At 45.5% G+C, this 20,931-nt stretch carries 11 protein-coding genes; 4 read left to right on the top strand and 7 right to left on the bottom strand.

The window, feature by feature from the left end; translation table 11 throughout:
- Positions 1-13: 13 nt before the first annotated feature.
- From JUB15_RS23840 to JUB15_RS23830, 3 genes are all read right to left on the bottom strand, one after another.
- Positions 14-1,375, bottom strand: coding sequence for a PKD domain-containing protein (locus JUB15_RS23840; protein WP_207515165.1), 1,362 nt, complete (start codon positions 1,373-1,375; stop codon positions 14-16).
- Between the two features lie 397 nt (positions 1,376-1,772).
- Positions 1,773-2,312: a hypothetical protein gene (locus JUB15_RS23835; RefSeq protein ID WP_207515164.1), complete on the bottom strand. Its 540-nt coding sequence runs from the start codon at positions 2,310-2,312 to the stop codon at positions 1,773-1,775.
- A 234-nt stretch (positions 2,313-2,546) separates the two neighbouring features.
- Positions 2,547-4,562: a serine hydrolase gene (locus tag JUB15_RS23830; RefSeq protein ID WP_207515163.1), complete on the bottom strand. Its 2,016-nt coding sequence runs from the start codon at positions 4,560-4,562 to the stop codon at positions 2,547-2,549.
- Positions 4,563-4,896: 334 nt separating this feature from the next.
- On the opposite strand from JUB15_RS23830, the gene JUB15_RS23825 reads away from it, so the two are divergent.
- Both JUB15_RS23825 and JUB15_RS23820 read left to right on the top strand, forming a co-directional pair.
- Positions 4,897-7,278 carry an ABC transporter permease gene (locus tag JUB15_RS23825; RefSeq protein ID WP_207515162.1) on the top strand — a complete coding sequence of 794 codons (2,382 nt, stop codon included), beginning with the start codon at positions 4,897-4,899 and terminating at the stop codon, positions 7,276-7,278.
- A gap of 235 nt (positions 7,279-7,513) precedes the next feature.
- Positions 7,514-9,379 (top strand): PAS domain-containing sensor histidine kinase, encoded by a 1,866-nt coding sequence (locus JUB15_RS23820; protein ID WP_207515161.1) that lies wholly within the window; start codon positions 7,514-7,516, stop codon positions 9,377-9,379.
- A gap of 37 nt (positions 9,380-9,416) precedes the next feature.
- On the opposite strand, the gene JUB15_RS23815 is transcribed toward JUB15_RS23820, so the two are convergent.
- The 4 genes from JUB15_RS23815 to JUB15_RS23800 form a co-directional block, all read right to left on the bottom strand.
- On the bottom strand, positions 9,417-11,141 hold the full coding sequence (locus JUB15_RS23815; RefSeq protein WP_207515160.1) for a GNAT family N-acetyltransferase: 1,725 nt from the start codon (positions 11,139-11,141) through the stop codon (positions 9,417-9,419).
- Positions 11,142-11,691: 550 nt separating this feature from the next.
- The gene (locus JUB15_RS23810) at positions 11,692-12,087 is read right to left on the bottom strand and encodes a GreA/GreB family elongation factor (protein ID WP_207515159.1); all 396 of its coding nucleotides are present in this window, start codon (positions 12,085-12,087) and stop codon (positions 11,692-11,694) included.
- A 13-nt stretch (positions 12,088-12,100) separates the two neighbouring features.
- A complete protein-coding gene (locus JUB15_RS23805) occupies positions 12,101-13,660 on the bottom strand; it encodes an FMN-binding glutamate synthase family protein (protein WP_207515158.1) in 1,560 nt (519 codons plus the stop codon).
- A gap of 63 nt (positions 13,661-13,723) precedes the next feature.
- Positions 13,724-14,182 (bottom strand): hypothetical protein, encoded by a 459-nt coding sequence (locus JUB15_RS23800; RefSeq protein ID WP_207515157.1) that lies wholly within the window; start codon positions 14,180-14,182, stop codon positions 13,724-13,726.
- A 1,610-nt stretch (positions 14,183-15,792) separates the two neighbouring features.
- Here JUB15_RS23800 and JUB15_RS23795 point away from each other — a divergent pair.
- Positions 15,793-18,912 carry a SusC/RagA family TonB-linked outer membrane protein gene (locus JUB15_RS23795; protein ID WP_207515156.1) on the top strand — a complete coding sequence of 1,040 codons (3,120 nt, stop codon included), beginning with the start codon at positions 15,793-15,795 and terminating at the stop codon, positions 18,910-18,912.
- A 13-nt stretch (positions 18,913-18,925) separates the two neighbouring features.
- The gene (locus JUB15_RS23790) at positions 18,926-20,908 is read left to right on the top strand and encodes a RagB/SusD family nutrient uptake outer membrane protein (RefSeq protein ID WP_207515155.1); all 1,983 of its coding nucleotides are present in this window, start codon (positions 18,926-18,928) and stop codon (positions 20,906-20,908) included.
- The last annotated feature ends 23 nt before the right edge of the window (positions 20,909-20,931 follow it).

Raw genomic sequence — 20,931 nt, 5'->3', positions numbered from 1 at the left:
GGGCCATTTATTGTTAGGGCTCTTTCTGCACTTTTATATCCACGATTATATATGATTGCATTTCATCCTGAACAAATTGTTTGATCTTTATGGCACCTTTAATGCCATTACTCTTTTTAAACAGTACGATCCTTGGCACTACCCCATTATCAAACTGCTTCCAGGCGGCATCACTGTAATCTACCGGAATAGACCGTAATACCGCATCGGTGGTCATGCCATCAAAAACAGCCGGCGTCATCTGGGCTGCATACGGTGAGTTCTCCAATGAATTGATGATGGTCACATTCGTTGCACCGGGAATGGGGTCAAACACGTATTTATCAGCGGAATCAGGACTTGCAAACCGGTTGTACAGGAAATTTTTATTCAAGCCAAAGAACACAATGTCTATGTCCCTTCCGGCGACTGAAAGATCGTCTCCTGCTTTGAATTTTTTCCGGAGACTGGTAGAGAAAAAGCTTCCGATACTGCCATGCGCTGTGTTGACGCCTAATTTCACATCACTAAAAGTACGCAGGTTGGAATTCGGCAATACGGTGATGGTATGGGATACAGATCTTGTTTCTTTCTTATTATCCGCTGTAAGTGTTACGGTATAAGTGCCCGGTGCAGCAAAGTGAATGTGCGGCGAACTGTCGGCAGGATTAGGGATCGTTCCTCCGGTTGTTTCCCATTTCCAGGTGAGGCCACTGATCGTCGTATTGTTCAGGGTGGCTGTGAGCGGCGCCTGGTAGTCTTCATCGTCGAATGAAGGCTCTATGGAAAAAGCCGGTGCCAGCGGCTGTTTAAGGGTAATGGTCTTTGAAAGGGTAAACTCCTTTCTACCATTGTTCACAGTGAGCGTTATTACATGGTCACCTGGTTCTGCAAAGGAAATGGTTCCCGGATGCTGCGTCAAAACTGTTGCAGGCGATCCGCCGGCAAAGGTCCATAACCAGGCAGATGCGCCCACTGTTCTGTTATTTATTCTTACCTGCGCGGGTGCATACTCGTTAACCAGGATCTCCGGAATGAAATCGATCCTTACCGAGCTGTCGAGTGCTATCCTGTCGGACTTTTCGTCCCGGCTGTCAGCATTCCATGTTTCCAGTGTTATATTAAAGGAACCTGCCTGATTAAAAACCACTTCGCCGGGATCGCGTTTATCGGATGTGGCAGGGGTGCCCCCCTCAAACGTCCATTTGTATTGATTTCCGCCAGATGAATTATTGGTCAATCTGATCTTTACCGGAACGGTAAAATTATTGTCCACAATCTCATAACTGAAATCAGCATGTGCAGCAATCACCTGTTCCCGTTTGCAGGAGGCGATCTTTGTTCCTGTAAACAGGCATAATAATGCAAACAGCCAGCGCAGTTTATGCCATCTCATGCGACAAGGTTTAGGTATTATGATTAGTTAGTGCGAATGACGGGTCAGGTTGAAAACCGTGGCCCGGCTTATTAAACTGCCGGCTAATTAATAATTATGTTAATGTATTGTCTCCTGCGGAGGAATGGATTGAAAGAAGAGTTCGACAATTGAGCGTAAAATTGTTTCATAGGGAGTTAGGGGGTTAATGATATTTGTTCGACAAAGTAATAACAATTTCCGGTTTCATCAACTGCCTGTGAAAAAAATGCCCAAACACATGAGGGGATATGGATCACCGTTTTACAGGTAACGCCTTCTAACGTACGCTGTTATGATATTAAAAACAATATGCACAAAGTCAATAAACGTATAGTTATTAAATCGTTAATGACAGCTTCGTTTAAGACAAAATCACTTACATTCTTTTTTCCTTCAGGTACTGCATATATTTCTTCAATGCAATCATTCTGCCTGCCAGGTTGCTGTAAGAAATAGTTTGAATGTTATTATAATTTATGTTGCTTCCAAAGATCACCGGTTGCTCATGGCTGGGTTGCCCTGTGTGTTCCTGCATAACGGCCCGCTCATAATAGCGGCGCTCTGCTTTACACCTGGCAATAATCTTTCTGCAATGCTGGTATTCATCCTGCCAGTACTCACATCGTTTCATTCTTTCATCGGGCTCAAACAAAACCGACTTGTAAAGGATCGTAAGATAATCGATCAGTCCCAGGAACTGGGGTTGTAAGGTGCGGTAAAAATGGTTCTCTTCCTCCTGATCGGCAAAATGGTAATTGGTTACCAGTTTTTCTATATTGAACCAGGTATGCATTGCAATACCAAAGGCGCGCTCAATCCATTTCACTTCATCGGCGGCAGGGGCGCCTTCTTTTAACTGAAGCTGCATTGTCCTGTATGCCAGCCTGCATTGTTTCCATAAAAATGAATTTTCCATATGAGCAGTAATTAAAAGCTTTACGGTGTCTGGCGAAAGCCGCGACCGGGCTCTTATATAATACGATCTGGTTCATGAGAAATACTAAGTGGATTGAAAAAAAATTTCACATTAGCCCAGGCGGGTGCTTGTTGCGTCGCCCGGGAATGCTGTTTATTACCGGCGAAGGCCGCCCATGAAGAGCAGCCAACAATATTGGAAATCAAACGGACAGCAGGGTTTTCCTGTTTTATTCTATTCCTTATCCTTTCCCTCCACCAAAAATTTATTCAGGTTTTGCAACAATGGGTCCGATGTACTGGAGTTGGTAAAGATGGCATAACCCATTTTCTGGTCTTTGTATACTTCGAACCGGCATTTAAAATCGCCGTTATTGCCGCCATGGCCAAACGTTTTTCCCCAGGGGGTTTCCCGTATCTCGAGGCTCATTCCCATATAGGTGGGCACTGTCGGCTTTTTGTCCCAGTCATCAAAATTATATTCCGAATGTTTCGACAGGATGGTATCATAGGTTTCCGCTTTAAGTCCCTTTTGTTCCAGTAAATGCAACATGAACCGTGTGAAGATCCTGGCTTCGGTATGCATGGAATAGGCCATTCCCGGTTTTTCAGGAAGGTCGTTCTTACTTGGCCGCCCGTCATAGTGCCCATAGGCCACCATCCGTTGCAAGGAATCGTTCTTTGAAAAAAATGTATGGTATAGTCCCATCGGTTCTATCACTTCTTCCTGTAATACCTGCTCTACATTTTTACCGGTTATTTTTTCCACGACCATTTTCAGATATTCGAATCCTTCGCCTGAATAGCCAAAGGAGGTGCCGGGTGTAAACTTAAGATCCAGTTTGTTATCTGCATTCATAGAACGCCAGTTGGGAAAACCAGTTCGGTGCGTCAATACATGCCGGGCCGTGATCAGTTTATAGCGTTCGTCATATTCAATATCGTTATAGGGAAGGTATTCATACAATGGCTTGTCCAGGTTAATGACGCCGCGTTCGGCCAGCCGTTCCACGGCATAGGCAAATACAGGTTTGGTAATGGAAGCCGCTTCAAATAAGGTATTGTCATTTACTTTTTCACCTGTCACAGCGTTGCTAACGCCATAGGTCTTATGATAAACAAGTTTACCATCTTTTATCAATGCCAGTGACACTCCGGGAATTTTGTAATAACTGCGGTAGGTTTCTATAAAATGATCGATCTGCTTCGTACCGGCGGTTGTAAGATCATGCAAGATGCCTTTGTCTGGGATCAGATCAGGCGCCGCTGTTACCGGAACAATAAGCGGAGGAGCAATGGTTTTCTGTCCGGCTTTTGCAACAATGGTAAGAGGCGCTTTTTGCGTAGCCACATATAACTTGTCATCATTGTGAAAATAAGGATCCGGTAAACTGATGCCATATTTTCCCGGAGGCACTGCTACTGAATAATTTCCCAAGCTATCCAATGCTGCTTCTACCCACAGGTTTGGATTTGCTGCTGCATGCAACCGCACCTCGCCTGGTAACTTTACAGCCGCCTGTTTATCCCAATGCATGTTGCCCGACACGGTTGACAGCCTGGCTGTTGCCGGCATTAATATAATATCGCCGAGGCTGTTGGGGTCCATATATTTTGCACCGCCTTTGCCCCAGCCTGACCAGCTGAAACTTCCATCGCTATCTTTATCGAATACATGAAAGTCAAAACCAAGTGATTTGCCAACCACCATTTCTTTTCCCAGCTGGATCCGCCATTCATACAGGCGGGTATTTCCCTGCCGGGTAACCGCTATTTCTGTGATATCCCAGGAAGCTGCATTGGCAAAAGGATCGAAAAAAGCCTTATTGATATATTTCAGGTGTTTGGTGTACAAAAAGGAAGCAACACCTGAGCCGGACAACAGGTGACGGGCGTCAACACTCACTTCCAGTCCATCCTGCGTATTCCATCGTACGTTCCTGGAAGTATCTTCAATAAAATCATCATCGGTTATGGTAAACGCCACGTATAGCGACTGGTTGTCGAGGCGGTAGCCCACCTGAAAAAAACCTGAAAAATCAGCTTCACTCTTTGGTTTTGTATCCGATGGGTTCATGGCGATCAGATACCGGGTGGCATCCTTGGGCCAGTCGCCCAGATTGCCGTCAATGGTGATCTTTCCAAGCGGATAAGCATGAGCTACGCTCCCATTGTGGGCCAGCGATTGAATACATAATAAGGTAACAGCAGCCAACAGGGAGATGGTCCTGATCGATGATCTTACTTGCATATTCCCAAAGTTTAAAGTGAAGGATGAATAAGCTGTGACGAACCGGCGCGTAATTAAGTTACACAATGTTGTGAAATAAGCCTTTTTTAATGTAGCTTTTTATCATAAAATGTTGCATAGGTGTTTTATTAAAACGGCAACTTCGTGGCAGCTGCCGTTAGGAAATGGCAGCCCAGTCCGCCTGCCGTTTGTATTGATAGCGTTCACCAGTGTATCGAAACCGTACAGTTCGTGGAAATGCCGATCTGTAATGTATTTGTTTTTATACGGTTGCAAAATGGCACCTGATTAGTGCTTTTATTATTCATTTTAATTTCTGCACAATTATATTGGTATGCTTAAGAACTATTTCAAGATCGCCTGGCGTAATCTTTTCAAGAGCAAAACCTCCTCTTTTATAAACATCAGTGGCCTGGCAGTGGGTTTAACAGTAACTATTCTCATCGCCCTTTGGATCAAAGATGAAGTAAGTTATGACACCTATCATAAAAACTATGATCGCATAACGCAGGTTATGCAGCACCAGCTCTTCAATGGCAAATGGCAAACGCAGGTGGCCAACCCAGCTGTCATGGGCCCGGAGATCCGGCGATTGTACGGCAATGATTTTAAATATGTGGTACAGTCGAGCTGGAATACGCTTATGGGCCTTGCCTGTGGCGACAAGATCTTTGGAAAACAGGGCAGGTATATGGAACCAGAGGCCACCGATATGCTGAGTTTGAAAATACTGAAGGGATCAAAGAATGGTTTGAAGGATATGAATTCTATTATGCTTTCCCAATCTGTTGCCAATGCTATATTTGGTGACGCAGACCCCATTGGCAGGCTGCTGCGGCTGGAAAATAAAACAAATGTAAAAGTGACCGGCGTTTATGAGAACCTGCCCGACAATACGAGTTTCCGCGATATGGAATTCATTCTGCCCTGGCAATTGTACCTGAGTATGAATCCCTGGATCGAAAAAATGGAGAATCCCTGGGGCAGCAATTTCACCCAAACGTATGCGCAGGTAGCCGACCATGTGAACATCGAAAAAGTTTCGGCAAAGATCAGGAATGTAAAGCTCAACAATCTGGATGAACATGGCAAGCGGTATAAACCGGTGGTTTTTCTGCATCCCATGAGCAAATGGCATTTGTATGGCGATTTCAAGGAGGGCGTTAATGTCGGCGGGCGTATTGAAACAGTGTGGCTGTTTGGGATCATCGGCATCTTCGTGCTGCTGCTAGCGTGCATAAATTTCATGAACCTGAGCACCGCCCGGTCTGAAAAAAGGGCCAAGGAAGTGGGGATACGCAAGACCGTTGGTTCGGCAAGGACCCAACTGATCGCGCAATTTTTCAGTGAGTCCGTGCTCACCGCTCTGATAGCATTTATGATTTCCATTTTACTGGCCGCCCTCCTTATGCCGTTTTTCAATTCGGTGGCAGAAAAGAAAATGGTCATTCCCTGGAATGATCCGCTGTTCTGGTTTGCAGGTCTGGGGCTTAGTGTGCTTACCGGTTTACTGGCAGGTTTATATCCTGCATTGTTCCTTAGCTCCTTTCAACCCGTAAAAGTGCTTAAAGGAACTTTCCGGGCAGGGCGATATGCATCCCTGCCAAGAAAAGTGCTGGTAGTGGCACAGTTCACCATTTCGATTATCCTTATCATAGGCACTATTGTAGTATACAAACAGATCAATCTTGGCATGAACCGGCCGATTGGTTATAACCGTGACGGACTGATCACACACCGCGTCTCAGAAGAATTGCATAAACATTTTGAAGCAATACGAAATGATCTGAAAAATGCCGGCGTAATTGTTGAAATGACGGAATCGGGCAGTCCTACCACCGGCGTGTGGAATACCAATGGCGGTTTCGACTGGCCAGGCAAGGACCCGAACCTGGGCGTAGATTTCCCGAACAATGCAGTAACCCATGAGTATGGAAAAACAGTAGGCTGGAAAATAAAACAGGGGCGGGATTTTTCGAGAGCATTCGCTACTGACACCTCGGCCTTTATACTAAATGAGTCTGCGGTTGCCTTTATCGGGCTGAAAGATCCTGTGGGTAAAGTGATCCGCTGGGAAGACAAACCGTTTACGGTCATTGGGGTGGTAGAAGATATGCTGGTAGAATCGCCTTACAAGCCGGTACGTGCTGCGCTATTCCACATTTCGCCTGAGCAGCAGAATTTATTCATCATGAGAATAAATCCCAACCGGAGCGCTAAAGACGCTTTGAGTGCAATAGAAGCTGTGCTGAAAAAACATGATCCTTCCTCTCCTTTCAAAGCCGATTTTACCGATGAAGAATTTGCGAAGAAGTTCGGCAATGAAAAACGCATTGGCACTTTGGCCACTTCCTTTGCCATGCTGGCAATCTTCATTTCCTGTTTGGGTTTGTTCGGATTAACTTCATTTATGGCTGAACAACGTGTAAAAGAGATCGGGATCCGCAATGTGCTGGGCGCTTCCATATTGAACATATGGCAATTGCTAACGAAAGATTTTATCCTGCTGGTGATATTGTCCTGCCTCATCGCTATCCCGTTAGCATTGTATTATATGAGCACCTGGCTGCAGAAATACGATTTCAGAACCAATTTGTCGTGGTGGGTATTTGCAGTGGCTGCTATTGGCGCTTTGATCATTACCATGATCACCGTAAGTTTTCAGGCTATCAAGGCGGCGCTGGCCAATCCCGTAAAAAGTTTGCGCACCGAATAGGCGACCACATGATCATAACCACCTGACCGCTCATCAGGGGCATCCATACGGTGGGTATCTAAATCCCCGGTATTTTGTTGTACCGGGGATCTTTTTATTGAACAGGGAAGGTTATGATGCCAGTATGGCTAACAATTGTGCGGACCATGCCGGCTATGTCTTCCTAAAAGACTACCTTTAATACTTGCGATTGGAATATGTTTCTCAAACAACTTTCCACATTCAACGTCTTTATATGGAAAATAATAGTGGCAAACACAACGATGACTCGTGCTCTGGCAACCAGCTGATAAAGGATGATGAAGCAAAGTTCTTTCTGGCGTCTGTAATAGATACGATGGAAGATTCTGTTGTGACTGTGAATTTACACGGCATAGTAACCAGTTGGAACAAGGCAGCAGAACGATTATACGGTTATCCGGCAAAAGAGATCATCGGGCGATCACTACTTATGGTCACCTTTCCCAACGATTTTAGCGACCTTCTTCAAAAGATCGAGGCGATCAGACAGGGAAAGCCGATAGTGTTGTACGACACTTACAGGATACATAAAGGCGGTCACTATATTCATCTGGAAATAACATTATCACCCGTTAAAAATGATAAGGGTTCAGTTATAGGCGTTTCTACTGTTGCCAGGGATGTAACGGAATTTCGTAGGACCGAGGAAGCATTGGCAGCTTCGGAAAGCAGGTTAAGGGCGATGGTGGAAGCAGCGGTGGACTTTGCCATTATTACCATGGACGAGCAAGGTGTTATCATAGACTGGAACAGCGGCGCCGAGATCATGTTCGGTTATATGAAGAATGAAGTCATTGGCAGTCACACGCGGATCATTTACACTAAAGAGGACCAGCAGGGTCTTATTCCCGAACTTGAGATCAACATGGTAAAAACAACCGGCCGCTCTATCGATGAACGCTGGCACCTGCATAAGGATGGCAGCCGCTTTTTCATGAGCGGCGTAATGACGCCTATACATCAGGGCGACATAAAAGGATATGTGAAAGTAGGACGCAATATTACTGACCGTAAGTTGACGGAAGAAGCCTTACTACTGTCCGAGCAGCGTAAAAGCCTTGCCATGAAATCTGCGGAAATGGGCGAATGGGAATGGGATGGGGAAACCAACCTTGTTAAATTAAGCGATCAGGCTGCCCTGCTGATAGGATTACCCGACCATCATGCACAACAGGAGCCGGATGTCCTGCTGAATTATATTTATCCCGTAGACAAACACGCCGTGCAGGAGCAGTTAGATGCTGCGTTGAATGGCCTGCATATTTTTAATACGGAATGCCGGATCATCAGACCAGATAACAGACAGGTGAAATGGGTAAATGTATATGGCCGTGTATTATCGCATACAGGCAGCCAGGCTTCAAAAATGATCGGTGTTATTTACGATATAACGCCCCGCAAATTACTCGAAAAGCAAAAGGATGATTTTATAAGCCTGGCCAGCCATGAACTGAAAACGCCTCTGACAGCCATCAAAACATATAGCGAACTGCTTCGTGAAAATTTCGAAGAAGTGAACGAAGGGCAAAACGTTTTATTACTTGGCAAACTCAATAGCCAGGTTGACCGGCTAGTCAAGCTCATCCAGAACCTGCTTGACTCAAGTAACTTTTCAGAAGGACGAATGAAATTATATTTGCAAACTTTTGATCTGAATGCCATGGTTGAAGAACAACTGGAGGCACTCAGATCAATTGCCCCTGATCATCATCTCATTTGGAAGGCGGGGCCCATCGGCCTCATTCACGCAGATCGTGAACGGATCGGTCAGGTACTAAACAATTTGGTTTCCAACGCGGTGAAGTATTCGCCTCAGCAAACTGATATTGTTATTTCAACGGAAGACAAGCAGGACAAGGCGATGCTCAGTGTGAAGGATCAGGGCATTGGTGTTCCGCCCGAAGAACAGCAATTTATCTTTGACCGGTATTACCGGGGAGAACATGGCCCCGAGGCTAAAGGGTTTGGTTTGGGCTTATATATCTCTGCGGAAATCATCAAACAACATTATGGCTCAATAGGCGTAACATCACACCCTGGCGATGGATCCACTTTTTATTTTTTGTTGCCCTATAGTTGATCCTGTAAAAATCATCCAGTCCCGAACCGGGCGCTTATTAATTTACCTGGTTGAATCCGATCGCCTCCAGTGCCTGGCAAAACAACGGGTCATTTGAAATAAAATACTTCCCGTTCCCTACATTGATCGCAGCATCGATAACACTATACAAGAATAAATGCAAATGATTCTTACCTGCACCGTGACAATAAAGTCGCCTCAGTTCAATAACATTACCGTTTAGCACATCTGTTTCCGTTTCCTCGGGGAAAGTAAACCAGGCACAGCTCAATAAGCGATCGTTTTCCATCCAGGTATAACAATGCTGCCCGGTCTCCAACCGGCACATCGCATCGGCCAGAAAATCCCATCTTGTGATACCGGTTCCTTTTTCAGCCCTGAATTGCAGCAGATCGTTGAGATCATCTTTATTCACTGCTATTTTCACACCTGACAGAACCGGGTTCGGTGGTATTACATAACATTGCTTGGGCGACCTCCTGAGTACACTTCCCGCCAGTTTTTGTATCACAACCCATAAGCTTATATTTTTAAGGCGATACCAAAATTTTTTCACGGTCACTTCAGCAGTCATCGGTCGTATGCCGGCGCTGAGCAGACGCAGATGCATCCATTTCCTTATTCTCTTTTTCAGCCGGTATACGGGAGCGCTGCTGATCAGCAGCTCATGCACTTTATCGTGTTCATTGGCCAGCGTTTCTTTAAAGGAATCATAACCTGGCGTGAGATCAAAATATTGTATGTTCTCTTCTTTTGGCCTTTTTGCCAAAAATAAAAAATGCATAATGCCGGGAGAATATGACCTGGCTTTAAATGGTGAATGACAACTGAAGCCCGACAGATACACCCAATTCTCCCCTGCTATCGCCGCTACGGCTGCAAATGTCTTTCCATTAACTTTTAATATGGTTACATGCAGCAACTGTAAACGGAACAGCTGCAAAAGTAACTCCTTCTTTGCCGGATCGTTCTTAAAGTGGTGCTTGTTATATAATGCGCTGAACCGGAAATCATACAGCACCGCCAATTCGTCGAGGCTGCTTTTAAAAGACTCCAGGTCGGTAATGCTTTCCAACTGCAGCTCGCCCAATCTTTTCAACCGGTTCAGTTTGTTCCGGAATTGTTTGCTCTTTAATAATTTGGCATGGTCTGGCTGGCTCAGATCGATCAGCGGGCGCGTATGAGACTGTAAAACACCCAGCCGTCGCCACCTCCTTTCTGTCTTTAACCAATGCAGGGGTGTTGCCGGAGGCAGGTACCTGAATGTGATGGGATGACCCGGAAACTGTTTCAGAAGTTCTTCCAGTGCTGCCTTTATGAAAACTTCGCTATAAGCAGGCGCCGCGAGCCACGACTGGTATTCCGCATCATAATGCCCTGCACCTGTGATCCTGTTCTGTTTGCCGGTGTCTTTACTGGATTGCGTATCTAACATGACCATGGGCAGCATACCGGTAAGTTGTCCGTTTTCAACAGCCAGTACCATCAACGGAAGATGTTTGTGGCGATACACCTGATACCACGCTGTAATGTAAACACTGCTTTGAAATACGGTTGCCCACGGACAAGAGACAAAAAGGAGATCGAGCTTTTTTTGAAATTCCGGTTTCATTAACAGATGAATAACGGCAGGACCGGTTATCACTTCAATCGTGGAGGCATTGTTGAAGCGCGGACTGGTGTCATGAGCAGCCGCTGCATCGTTGCCGGATATCGGCATTTGGGCTTCGCACCCGCTCTCAGGGTTAACAGTTTTATACATAAGTTATTTTATTTGCTGTCAGGGAAGTTCTATAGAATGCTCATGCTCAACGCTACAAAATACGTACATTGGTAGCTGTTAGTATACATTGACATTTTTTCTTCTGGCTTTCGGGCATAGAAAGTCATTGTATTATCCGTTAATACTTACAGTCGATCATTAATTCTGGATGGGATTAACACAGCAGGAACATTATCCGGTAATTCATTAAGATATCTGGATATTGTATTAGCAGTGTAACTGAGAAAGTTGGTAACGTTTACTGGACTGACTGATCAGTTGAACCTAACATTCGTAGGATAAAGCATGCTGGCTGGAGTTCAGTTTAAAATTTTTTATAAATTAATTATTTTTTTCATGTCACCAAAAAACATTCATTGAACCGCCCGAAAAACTTGTCTTTGATCAATGCCGTGCGGTTGTATCCTGATCATGATCATTAATGACGCGGGCAGGTTTGTTTTTGACTTTCTAAAATAAAAAAAACCGTCCGGGTTAAACCAGGACGGTTGATCAGCACAGTACTACCCTTAGTAACCACCTAATAGCTTTATTGATTTATAACATCCAGGATGGTAAACGTTTTTTCACCCCCGGGCACCCGCCATTTCACCTGCTGCCCTTTTTTAAAACCTATGAGCGCAGTACCAATGGGCGCCATGATCGAAACCCTGCCTTCTTTGATATTAGCTTTATCTGGTGTTACCAGCATAAACTGCAGAATATCGTCCGACTCTTCAGCTTTTACCCGGATCGTAGAATTGATCCTGACAACATCATCGGGGAAATCGTCCTTGTCTACCAGTTTCGCTTTCTTAAGCTCAGCATGTAAAGCAGCAGCATTACGTTGATCGAAGGCCGTCTTTGCGTTTCCTCCATTCAGGAAAGAGATCAAAAGCTTGTAATCGTCCGTCCTAAGCACCAGTTCATTTTTTATTGTTAGCATGATCATCTATTTTTTATGTAAGTAAATATTGTTTTTGTTTGTTTTTTTTCAGGTTGTTGGCAAAATATATCTCTTCAAAACTCAACAGGGTTTGCTGATCTATTTTCCGGAACAGTTTTGAAGGCTGTATCTTCCGGATCTCAGTAAAACCACAAGCTTCCATCAATTCCCTGGTGGCTTTTATAGTGTTCGCATGAAAGTTGAACACCCGCACACTTTTATCCTGTGGATCCAGTCCTTTGTACCGTGTTGGATCCTGGGTAGCCACGCCCACCGGACATTTGCCGCTATCGCATACCAGCGCCTGTATACAACCCAAGGCGAACATCATTCCGCGTGCACTGTAACAGGCCGACGCACCTAATGAAAGCACTTTAAGCACGTCGAAACCGGTTATGATCTTGCCCGCAGCAATTAATTTGATGTGTTGTGATAACTTTTTTTCATCCAGGGTCTGCTTTACAAAAGCCAGTGCTTCATATAAAGGCATTCCCAAATGATCCGTAAACTCCAGCGGTGCAGCCCCTGTACCACCTTCTGCGCCATCTACCGTTATGAAATCAGGAATGCAGCCGGTTGACCGCATTGCATTGCAGATGTCAATGAATTCCTGCTTATCGCCAATGCAGATCTTAAATCCAACCGGTTTACCTTCTGACAATTCCCGTAAAAGCTGGAGGAAACGTACCAGCCCTTCAGCAGAATCAAACTCGCTGTGTTTTCCGGGAGAATAAATAGTGGTTCCCGGTTGTACCTGTCTTATTCTGGCGACTTCGTCCGTATTCTTTGTTGCCGGCAAAATGCCTCCATGACCAGGTTTTGCTCCCTGCGACAGCTTCAGCTCAATCATTTTTACCTCGGGTCGTAATGCATTTTTGCGAAAGGCAAATGGATGGAACCGGCCATGCTCATCCCGGCAACCGAAATAACCGGTTCCTATTTGCCATATCAGGTCACCACCCTGCAGGTGATGATCACTGATACCACCTTCACCGGTATTATGCGCAAATCCACCGATCTTCGCCCCCTGGTTCAGCGCAGTAATGGCCGTTTTGCTCAATGCGCCGTAACTCATTGCACCGATATTATATATGCTTGCATGGTAAGGCTGTTTACACAAATGATTACCTATCCACACGCGTAATTCATCTTCCTTCAAACTGGCCGGATAAACGGAATGCGCCACCCATTCAAATCCCGGCGCATCAGGATTTGTTTGCATCCCGAAAGCAACGGTTTGTTTTACATTCTTTGCTCTTTGATAAACAATTGATCGTTGCCGCCGGTTAAACGGCTTGCCATCGAGGTCGGATTCAAAAAAATATTGACGCATTTCCGGCCGCATCCATTCAAAAAAATAGCGCAGGTAACCGATCAGCGGAAAATTTCGCAGGATCGCATGCTTCCTTTGCCGCACATTATAAATGACGAGCACCATCAATGGCAATGTGATCAACAGAACATAATAAAGGTCTTCATTTCCCGTATAAGCTTCCTGTGCTACAATAACATTTATCAGTACAATAACCAGCAACACAGTTGCGCTTATTGACAACGGTTTTGTATTTTTCATGATAATAACTCCTTTGATTTTTATATCAGCGGTTAGGCATAAATGGATCACGAATGCTTTGCCTCATCTTCCAACATGTTTATCCGATCGTGACCCTGACATCTTGGAAAGCATCTTTTGCCAGTTTTCCGCATTCAACTCCAACTGCTGACGATCTTTTTCCTGATCTGCATTACAATCATAAAAGGGTAAAACAATGGTATCGTTCGTATCACTGAAGTGAAACTGCAGGGCTATTCTTTCCAGGAACTCTGTTATACTTCTATTCTTCAGCTCATCATGTTCTATATTGCGGTACGTTTTTATAACAGATACGGCATGAACTTTATTCAGATCAATTACATAAGAACGTGTTACCCCGTGGCTCGTATCCAGCACAAATAAACAGTTCTTTATGCCGTCGAGCCCAATGATAGCATTGCCAGTTATCAGATGGCTGGTAAACGATAAATTCAATCTTGATCCATGCTCACTGAGTTCCAGGTATTTGCTTTTCGCAAACGCTGTTTTCCAATTGCTCATGTTGATAAGAATAAGTGCAAAAGCATAAGCTTATGGTATACCCGATAAGCCAGTTGCCATAAATGAATAAAAACTACCAGGGTGCACGCGGCTCTCAGCAAAGCGGCATGGCAATGCATAAAAGCCAGTTGACGAAGGATAGCATTTCAAAAACGACCAACCCGGATAGAGACAGATCGGCCCCGTTAATTGATTGTGATTGTCGGCAGAAGTCTGCTAGATCAGGCCTGCGGATGTCTGGCCTGAGAGGGAGGAGCTAAAGTCCTTAAAATTGGAAATGTAAAACAATCTTGTACAGAAAGGATAGAATTCGGTGAAGGAATCTGTAAACGAATTTGTCATATCAAGCACCAGGTGCTCAACACGATGAACAAAAACCATATTTTCAGATATACCTCGCATTGAAATAAAATTAATGAAAACTTTAGTCAATTCTGTCAAATAATAGTTAATAAGCAGGCAGCATTCGCTGTTACGCTGTATTACCTGATACCAAAGATACTAAATTTGATCAACGGGTCAAGTAGGCGGAAAAGCCGCTTCTTTTCCAGGCTGTTGCTGCAAAATCAAATCGGGTCAATAGTTATTATTTAATTTTGAGTACTTAGTGCATCAAATGATCGTAATCTCCCTGCATTATAACAAAAGACTGTATCAGTTTCACACCTATGAGGATGAATACGACTCCCTTATGTGCCTTATTTCCGATCATTTTCCAGTGAGGTGTTTTGGTGTATGTTACGGCGGCGGGTGTTGCGGAACCTGCGGTGTATTTATTATGGACAGCAACGGATCACCAAAATTCGGGCTGTCATGCGAAATGCGGATTGACGCCACATTGAACGATAAAGTGATTATTCTCGACAGATAGCCAGCCCAGCGATCAAAAAAAGCGCCCGGCATGCGGATGCTTTCTTTTTATCAGCCAGCGTGTGAACATCATGAAGCAGCCGATGGTTCAGGTATTAATTCAATGCCAAAACCTGCCGACCCGACCCCTTCAAAAGAGATTTGCTGCTTATTTACCCTGCCCGAACCAGCCTGACGACAGATGAAATAATGAGCACCAGGAACCAGCTCAAGCTCCGCCACTTTGTAAAATGAAGGTGTCCTTCCACTGAAATGGCGATTTACAGTCCACAACGAGAACTTTTTGTAATCGGTTGCTACAGCCTATAAAAAGCAACAAAACCAGATTCGTATTGATAAATACATAGCGAACGGGTACCTGCAGCTGCCTTTGCAGGCAGAATTACCGGCTTTTTTGATTAAAAAAATGTAATCGGTTTCATTTTTTTGCTTTTTTTCCTAAATTCGTTTTGCAAGACGCTCAGATTCGTGGGGCCAAACGATTGAATTTTTTTTAAAAATTGCCGTATGCAACATCCTAACTGCTTATACTTCAGACACTTTATCTATTACATTTTCTCCGCCTGCGTGGTTCCCGGATAATTTATCCATTAGCCCGCGCCGTACCGTATACCCGGATCCATCCTTTATAACTATCGCAATTAAAACAATTGTTCACAACATACCGGCCGGGCATGCCCTGGTTACTGCGCCTGGCCTTATCAATAAAAAACAAACTGTTTATAATCAAAACGATGAATATGAATAAAATTGAACACCCAAAAAAGATCAGCCTGCAAAGGTTGTTATGGGAAAAAGTGCTTGCGATGACGCTGCTTGTTTTCCTAAGCTGTTTCACCGGAGCAGCAGCGTATGCTCAAAATACTGTCAGAGGAAAGATCACAAACACGTCGGGAGAGCCTGTTGCCGGCGCTTCAATAAGTGTTAAAGGAAGCGCTGTAGGCGCTAACAGCGGGGTTGACGGCAGTTATTCAATTCCCGCAGCCAAAGGTTCCATTCTGGTTGTTTCAAGCGTCACTTATGCTACGAAAGAAGTTACGGTAGGTGATGAAACCACAATTGATATTCAGCTTTCGCCTTCATCAACCGATCTCGGGGAAGTGGTAGTGGTAGGTTATGGTACTCAACGTAAAGAAGCGGTGACCGGTTCGGTTGCTTCCATGGGTGGGGAAAAAATGCGCGAAGTGCCATCACCCAATATCTCACAGGCGCTGCAAGGGCGTTTACCCGGGGTGGATATTGCGCAGACTTCCACCCGCCCGGGAGCCACCATGCAGATCAGGATCCGGGGTACCCGCTCACTCAGTGCCGACAACAACCCGTTGATCGTACTGGATGGTATTCCCTTCATTGGGTCTTTGGCCGATATCAACCCTAACGATATTAAAAGCGTCGATGTATTGAAAGATGCTTCCGCTACGGCCATTTACGGTTCGCGCGGCGCCAATGGCGTTATATTGGTTACTACCGATAAAGGCGGCAGGAACAGAAAGCCCCGCATCAATTACAGCGGCTATGTTGGCGCACAAAAAGTGTTTGCCAAATATCCCATGATGGACGGGCCCAAGTTTGTTGCACTGCGTAAAGCGGCCGGTCAATATACGAACGGACAAGATGAGGCAGACAGCATCAATACCGACTGGCAGGACCTGTTCTATCAAACAGGCATCGTAACCGACCACAATATCAGTCTTTCAGGAGGTACTGAAACGGGCAGTTACAATTTCGGCGGCGGTTACTACCTGAACCAGGGTGTGGTGCCTACCCAGCAATATAAACGGTACTCACTGCGCGGTTCAATAGACCAACAGGTGGGCAAACTCTTCCGTTTCGGCGTTACTACCAATACCAACTACAATCAAACTGAAGGAAGCCAGGTAGGCCTTTATAATACTTTAAGCATGACGCCTATTTCTTCCCCGTACAACCCCGACGGAAGTTTGAGAAGGGGCATACGCATGATAGCCGATAACCAGTTCGTTTATACGAAAGACGTTGTAAAGAACTTAAGGGACAATGACCAGTGGTTGAATGAAACCCGCGGCTTCGCTACCTACAATGCTATTTATGGCGAAGTGAAAGCGCCTTTCCTGAATGGGTTGAAATACAGAGTGAACCTGGGGCTCGATTATATCCAAACACATAATGGCGCCTATACCGGCGCAGGAGTAGGCGATGCGCTAAACCCGAATACGGCTTCCTCTGCTTCTGTTGATAACAGGAATACCGTTCACTACACACTGGAAAACCTGCTTACATTCGACCGCACAATTGGCAAACATACCTTTAATGCGGTGGCCCTGTATTCTGTAGAACAGAATAAATACAACAGATCGAATATGGCGGCCCGTGACATCCAGGCCGATGACTTTCAATTCTATAACATCGGTCAGGCCGCAGGACAGATAACTATAGACCCTGCTAACCAGGAGTACCAGTTATGGGGACTTCAGTCGGTAATGGGACGTGTGATGTATTCTTACGACAGCCGTTATATGATCTCGGCTACGGTGCGTTCGGATGCATCCTCAAGGTTGGCGCCGGGACATCAATGGCATACCTATCCGGCGATCTCTGTGGGTTGGAACCTGACGAATGAATCGTTCATGCAGGGCCTTCCCGTATTCGATAATTTGAAATTGCGGGCAGGTTTTGGCCAAACCTCTAACCAGGCGATCAACCCCTATGCAACCCTGGGACGACTGGACACAAGACCCTACAATTTTGGTCCCACCAATTACGCCACCGGCCTGTATGTATCTCAATTGCCCAACGCCAATTTAGGATGGGAGTTCTCCAAGACCTGGAATGTTGGAGTTGACTTCAGCATACTCAAAAATCGTTTGTCAGGTACGATCGAATATTATATTACAAAGACCGAAGACATTTTGCTCGGCCTCGACCTGCCGCCAACTTCGGGGGTTACCAGCTATACAGCCAATATTGGAGCAACGGAAAACAAAGGTTTCGAACTTGGTTTGAATGGTACGATCCTCGACAATGTGAATGGCTTTACCTGGGACGCGGGCGTTAATTTCTTTGTAAATAACAACAAACTGGTATCCCTTGCTTCCGGACAAAGCCGTGATGAAGGCAACTGGTGGTTTGTAGGCCACAATATCAATGCTATATACGATTACGAGAGAGAGGGCTTGTGGCAAAAAGACGATCCCTATTTAACCACGCTGGAGCCGGGTGGAAATGTGGGGATGATCAAAGTGAAATATACTGGCGGGTATAAATCAGACGGTACACCCGAGCGGGCCATTGGACCGGCTGACAGACAGGTGCTGGATGTGGACCCTGATTTTCAGGGCGGCTTCAATACCCGTGTTTCATATAAAGGGTTCGATTTGGGTGTTGTAGGTTTTTTCAGAAAGGGGGGCATACTTTTCAGCACCATACATGGTTCAAGCGGTTATCTTAATTTGTTGAGCGGCCGCCGCAACAATATCGATGTAGATTACTGGACACCGGAGAATACAGGTGCAAAGTATCCTAAACCCGGCGGTATTGTCAGCAGTGATAACCCCAAGTATGGCAGCACGCTCAGTTACTTTGATGGCTCTTTCTTGAAAATACGCACCATCACATTGGGCTATGACTTCAACCAGCGCCTGATGAAAAATTCGGGTCTTAAAATGCGCATGTACTTTACCGCGCAAAACCCATTTGTCATGTTCTCGCCGTTTCACAAAGAATCAGGGCTCGATCCTGAAACCAACTCGTTCGGTAACGAGAATGTTTCTTCAACAGGAGCTATCAGCTCCAATCCGAATCTGCTCAGGCGCATCCTTACTGTCGGCTATAACAGCCCATCGACCCGGAATTATATTGTTGGCGTTAATTTGACATTTTAAATCATTTAGTATTATGAAACATCTGCTTATAAAATCACTTGTATTATCAGCATGTACCATGCTGTTATTTTCAAGGTGTAAAAAAGTATTGGAGGAAGAGCCGCGCAGCTTTTATGATCCCAATTTCTTTAAAACTGAAAAAGGCGTGCAGGGCGGTATAACATCACAATATGCCCACCTTCGCTTTATATACGGACAGCCCTATTTTTATAATACGCTGGAGACCGGTACCGATGAATATACCTGGGCCCAGTCGGCTGATGCCAACTTCAAGGATGCGGATCTGAGCGGTGTTGGAAATCTAACACCAGCCAGCAGCCGCTCAGATGTATTATGGGGAACCGCCTTTTCAAACATCAATACCGCCAGTGGTATCATCGAGAATGCCACTGCTGTGGGTGGCTTCCCCGCTTCGCTGATCGCTGAAGCCAGGTTTTTCCGCGCCTTCGATTATTTCCTGTTGGTGCAAACGTTTGGCGGCGTGCCTTTGGATCTGGGTGCAGGTGAATTGAAATTCAATACAGCGCCTTCAAGGAAATCTGTGCGCAACACCGTGCCTGAAGTATATACGAAAGCTATATTCCCCGATCTGCTGCAGGCAATTGATGAGTTGCCGGCTGTACCCCGGGTAACCGGTGGCGTTACAAAAACAGTGGCACGGCTTTACCTGGCAAAAGCGTATTTAACGTATGGCTGGTGGCTGCAGAATCCGAATAACATTCCAACCTACCCGTTAACCAGTAGGACTGACCCCGATGGTCAAAATGCACAATGGTACTTTCAAAAAGCCTATGACATAGCTGTTCAAGCGATAGAGAACCCAGGTCCTTATGGCCTTGAGAATACATTCTACGACCTTCATGTAGGAGGTAATGACCGCAACAAGGAAATGTTACTGTATGCCGATCATACGCAGGAAAGCGAGTTTTATAACGGAGCTTGTCTTGCCTGCTTTGATTCAGAGGCCGGCAATGGCAGAAACTCCGCCACCTGGATGGTAACCTTTAACTATACGGTAATCAGAAGCTCACCAGATGCTACCGGTACCGGCGCCGGCATTAGTTCTGTACAGCGCGAAGCGGCCCAGCCTTTGGGACGGCCTTACACCCGTATGGCGCCAACTATCGGAGCTATTACGAACACCTTTGCCGATAAAACGCTCGACTCTCGGTATGACGGTACTTTCACTACCGTCTTCAGAGGTAACTGGCCAAAAGGAGGCACAACGAATGCCACCTTGTACAATGCGAACGGATTACCAGTAACGCCGGGGCAGCCCATACTAACCTTCCTTGAGGATGAATCACTGGCGCCTGCTATCACCTATCCTTCCGGAGCTACTTTTGCCGATAAACCTGCTGCCAATAATATTGGCGCCGGCCAGATAACCGGCAGGGCAGATTGGGTGATCACGCCCCGCGCCATCAGCAGGATTGTATTTCCTAATTTATGGAAACTGGGCGTATACAGAACCGATAATGGCGCAGGCCTGGGCCAGCCAAATGCCACAAGCACCCGTCCGTTCAAGATCGCCAAATTTTCCGAACTGTATTTCATAGCTGCTGAAGCGGCTGTTAAAGGCGCTACTCCGGCAGCTGGCAAAAGCGCCCGCGACCTGATCAATGTAATTCGTGCCAGAGCAGGCAAGTGGAAGTTTTCCAACAAGGACAATGCGCCGTTTATTGCAGATAACAGCGCTGCCATGGTAGCTGCTACACCGGCCACCATAGATATCAATTATATTCTCGCAGAACGTTCGCGGGAATATTTCGGCGAAGGTCATCGCTGGTTCGATCTTGTTCGTACACAAAAGTGGAATGAACTTGCCGGTACCTATGAAATTGCAGGCCCTGCTTACGGAAATCATACTCCACAATTGGTAACACGTACAATTAATCCTACCCATTATCTGCGGCCTATACCGCAAGACCAGATGGACCGTATGGAATTGACTGCCGAAGAAAAAGCGGCCTACCAAAATCCGGGCTATCAGTAAACATAATAAAGAGCAACTAAAAA

This window comes from Longitalea luteola (genome assembly GCF_017356035.1).
Lineage (GTDB): Bacteria > Bacteroidota > Bacteroidia > Chitinophagales > Chitinophagaceae > Niastella > Niastella luteola.
Note: the sequence above shows the minus strand (reverse complement) of the source record. Positions and strands in the feature narration are given on the sequence as shown.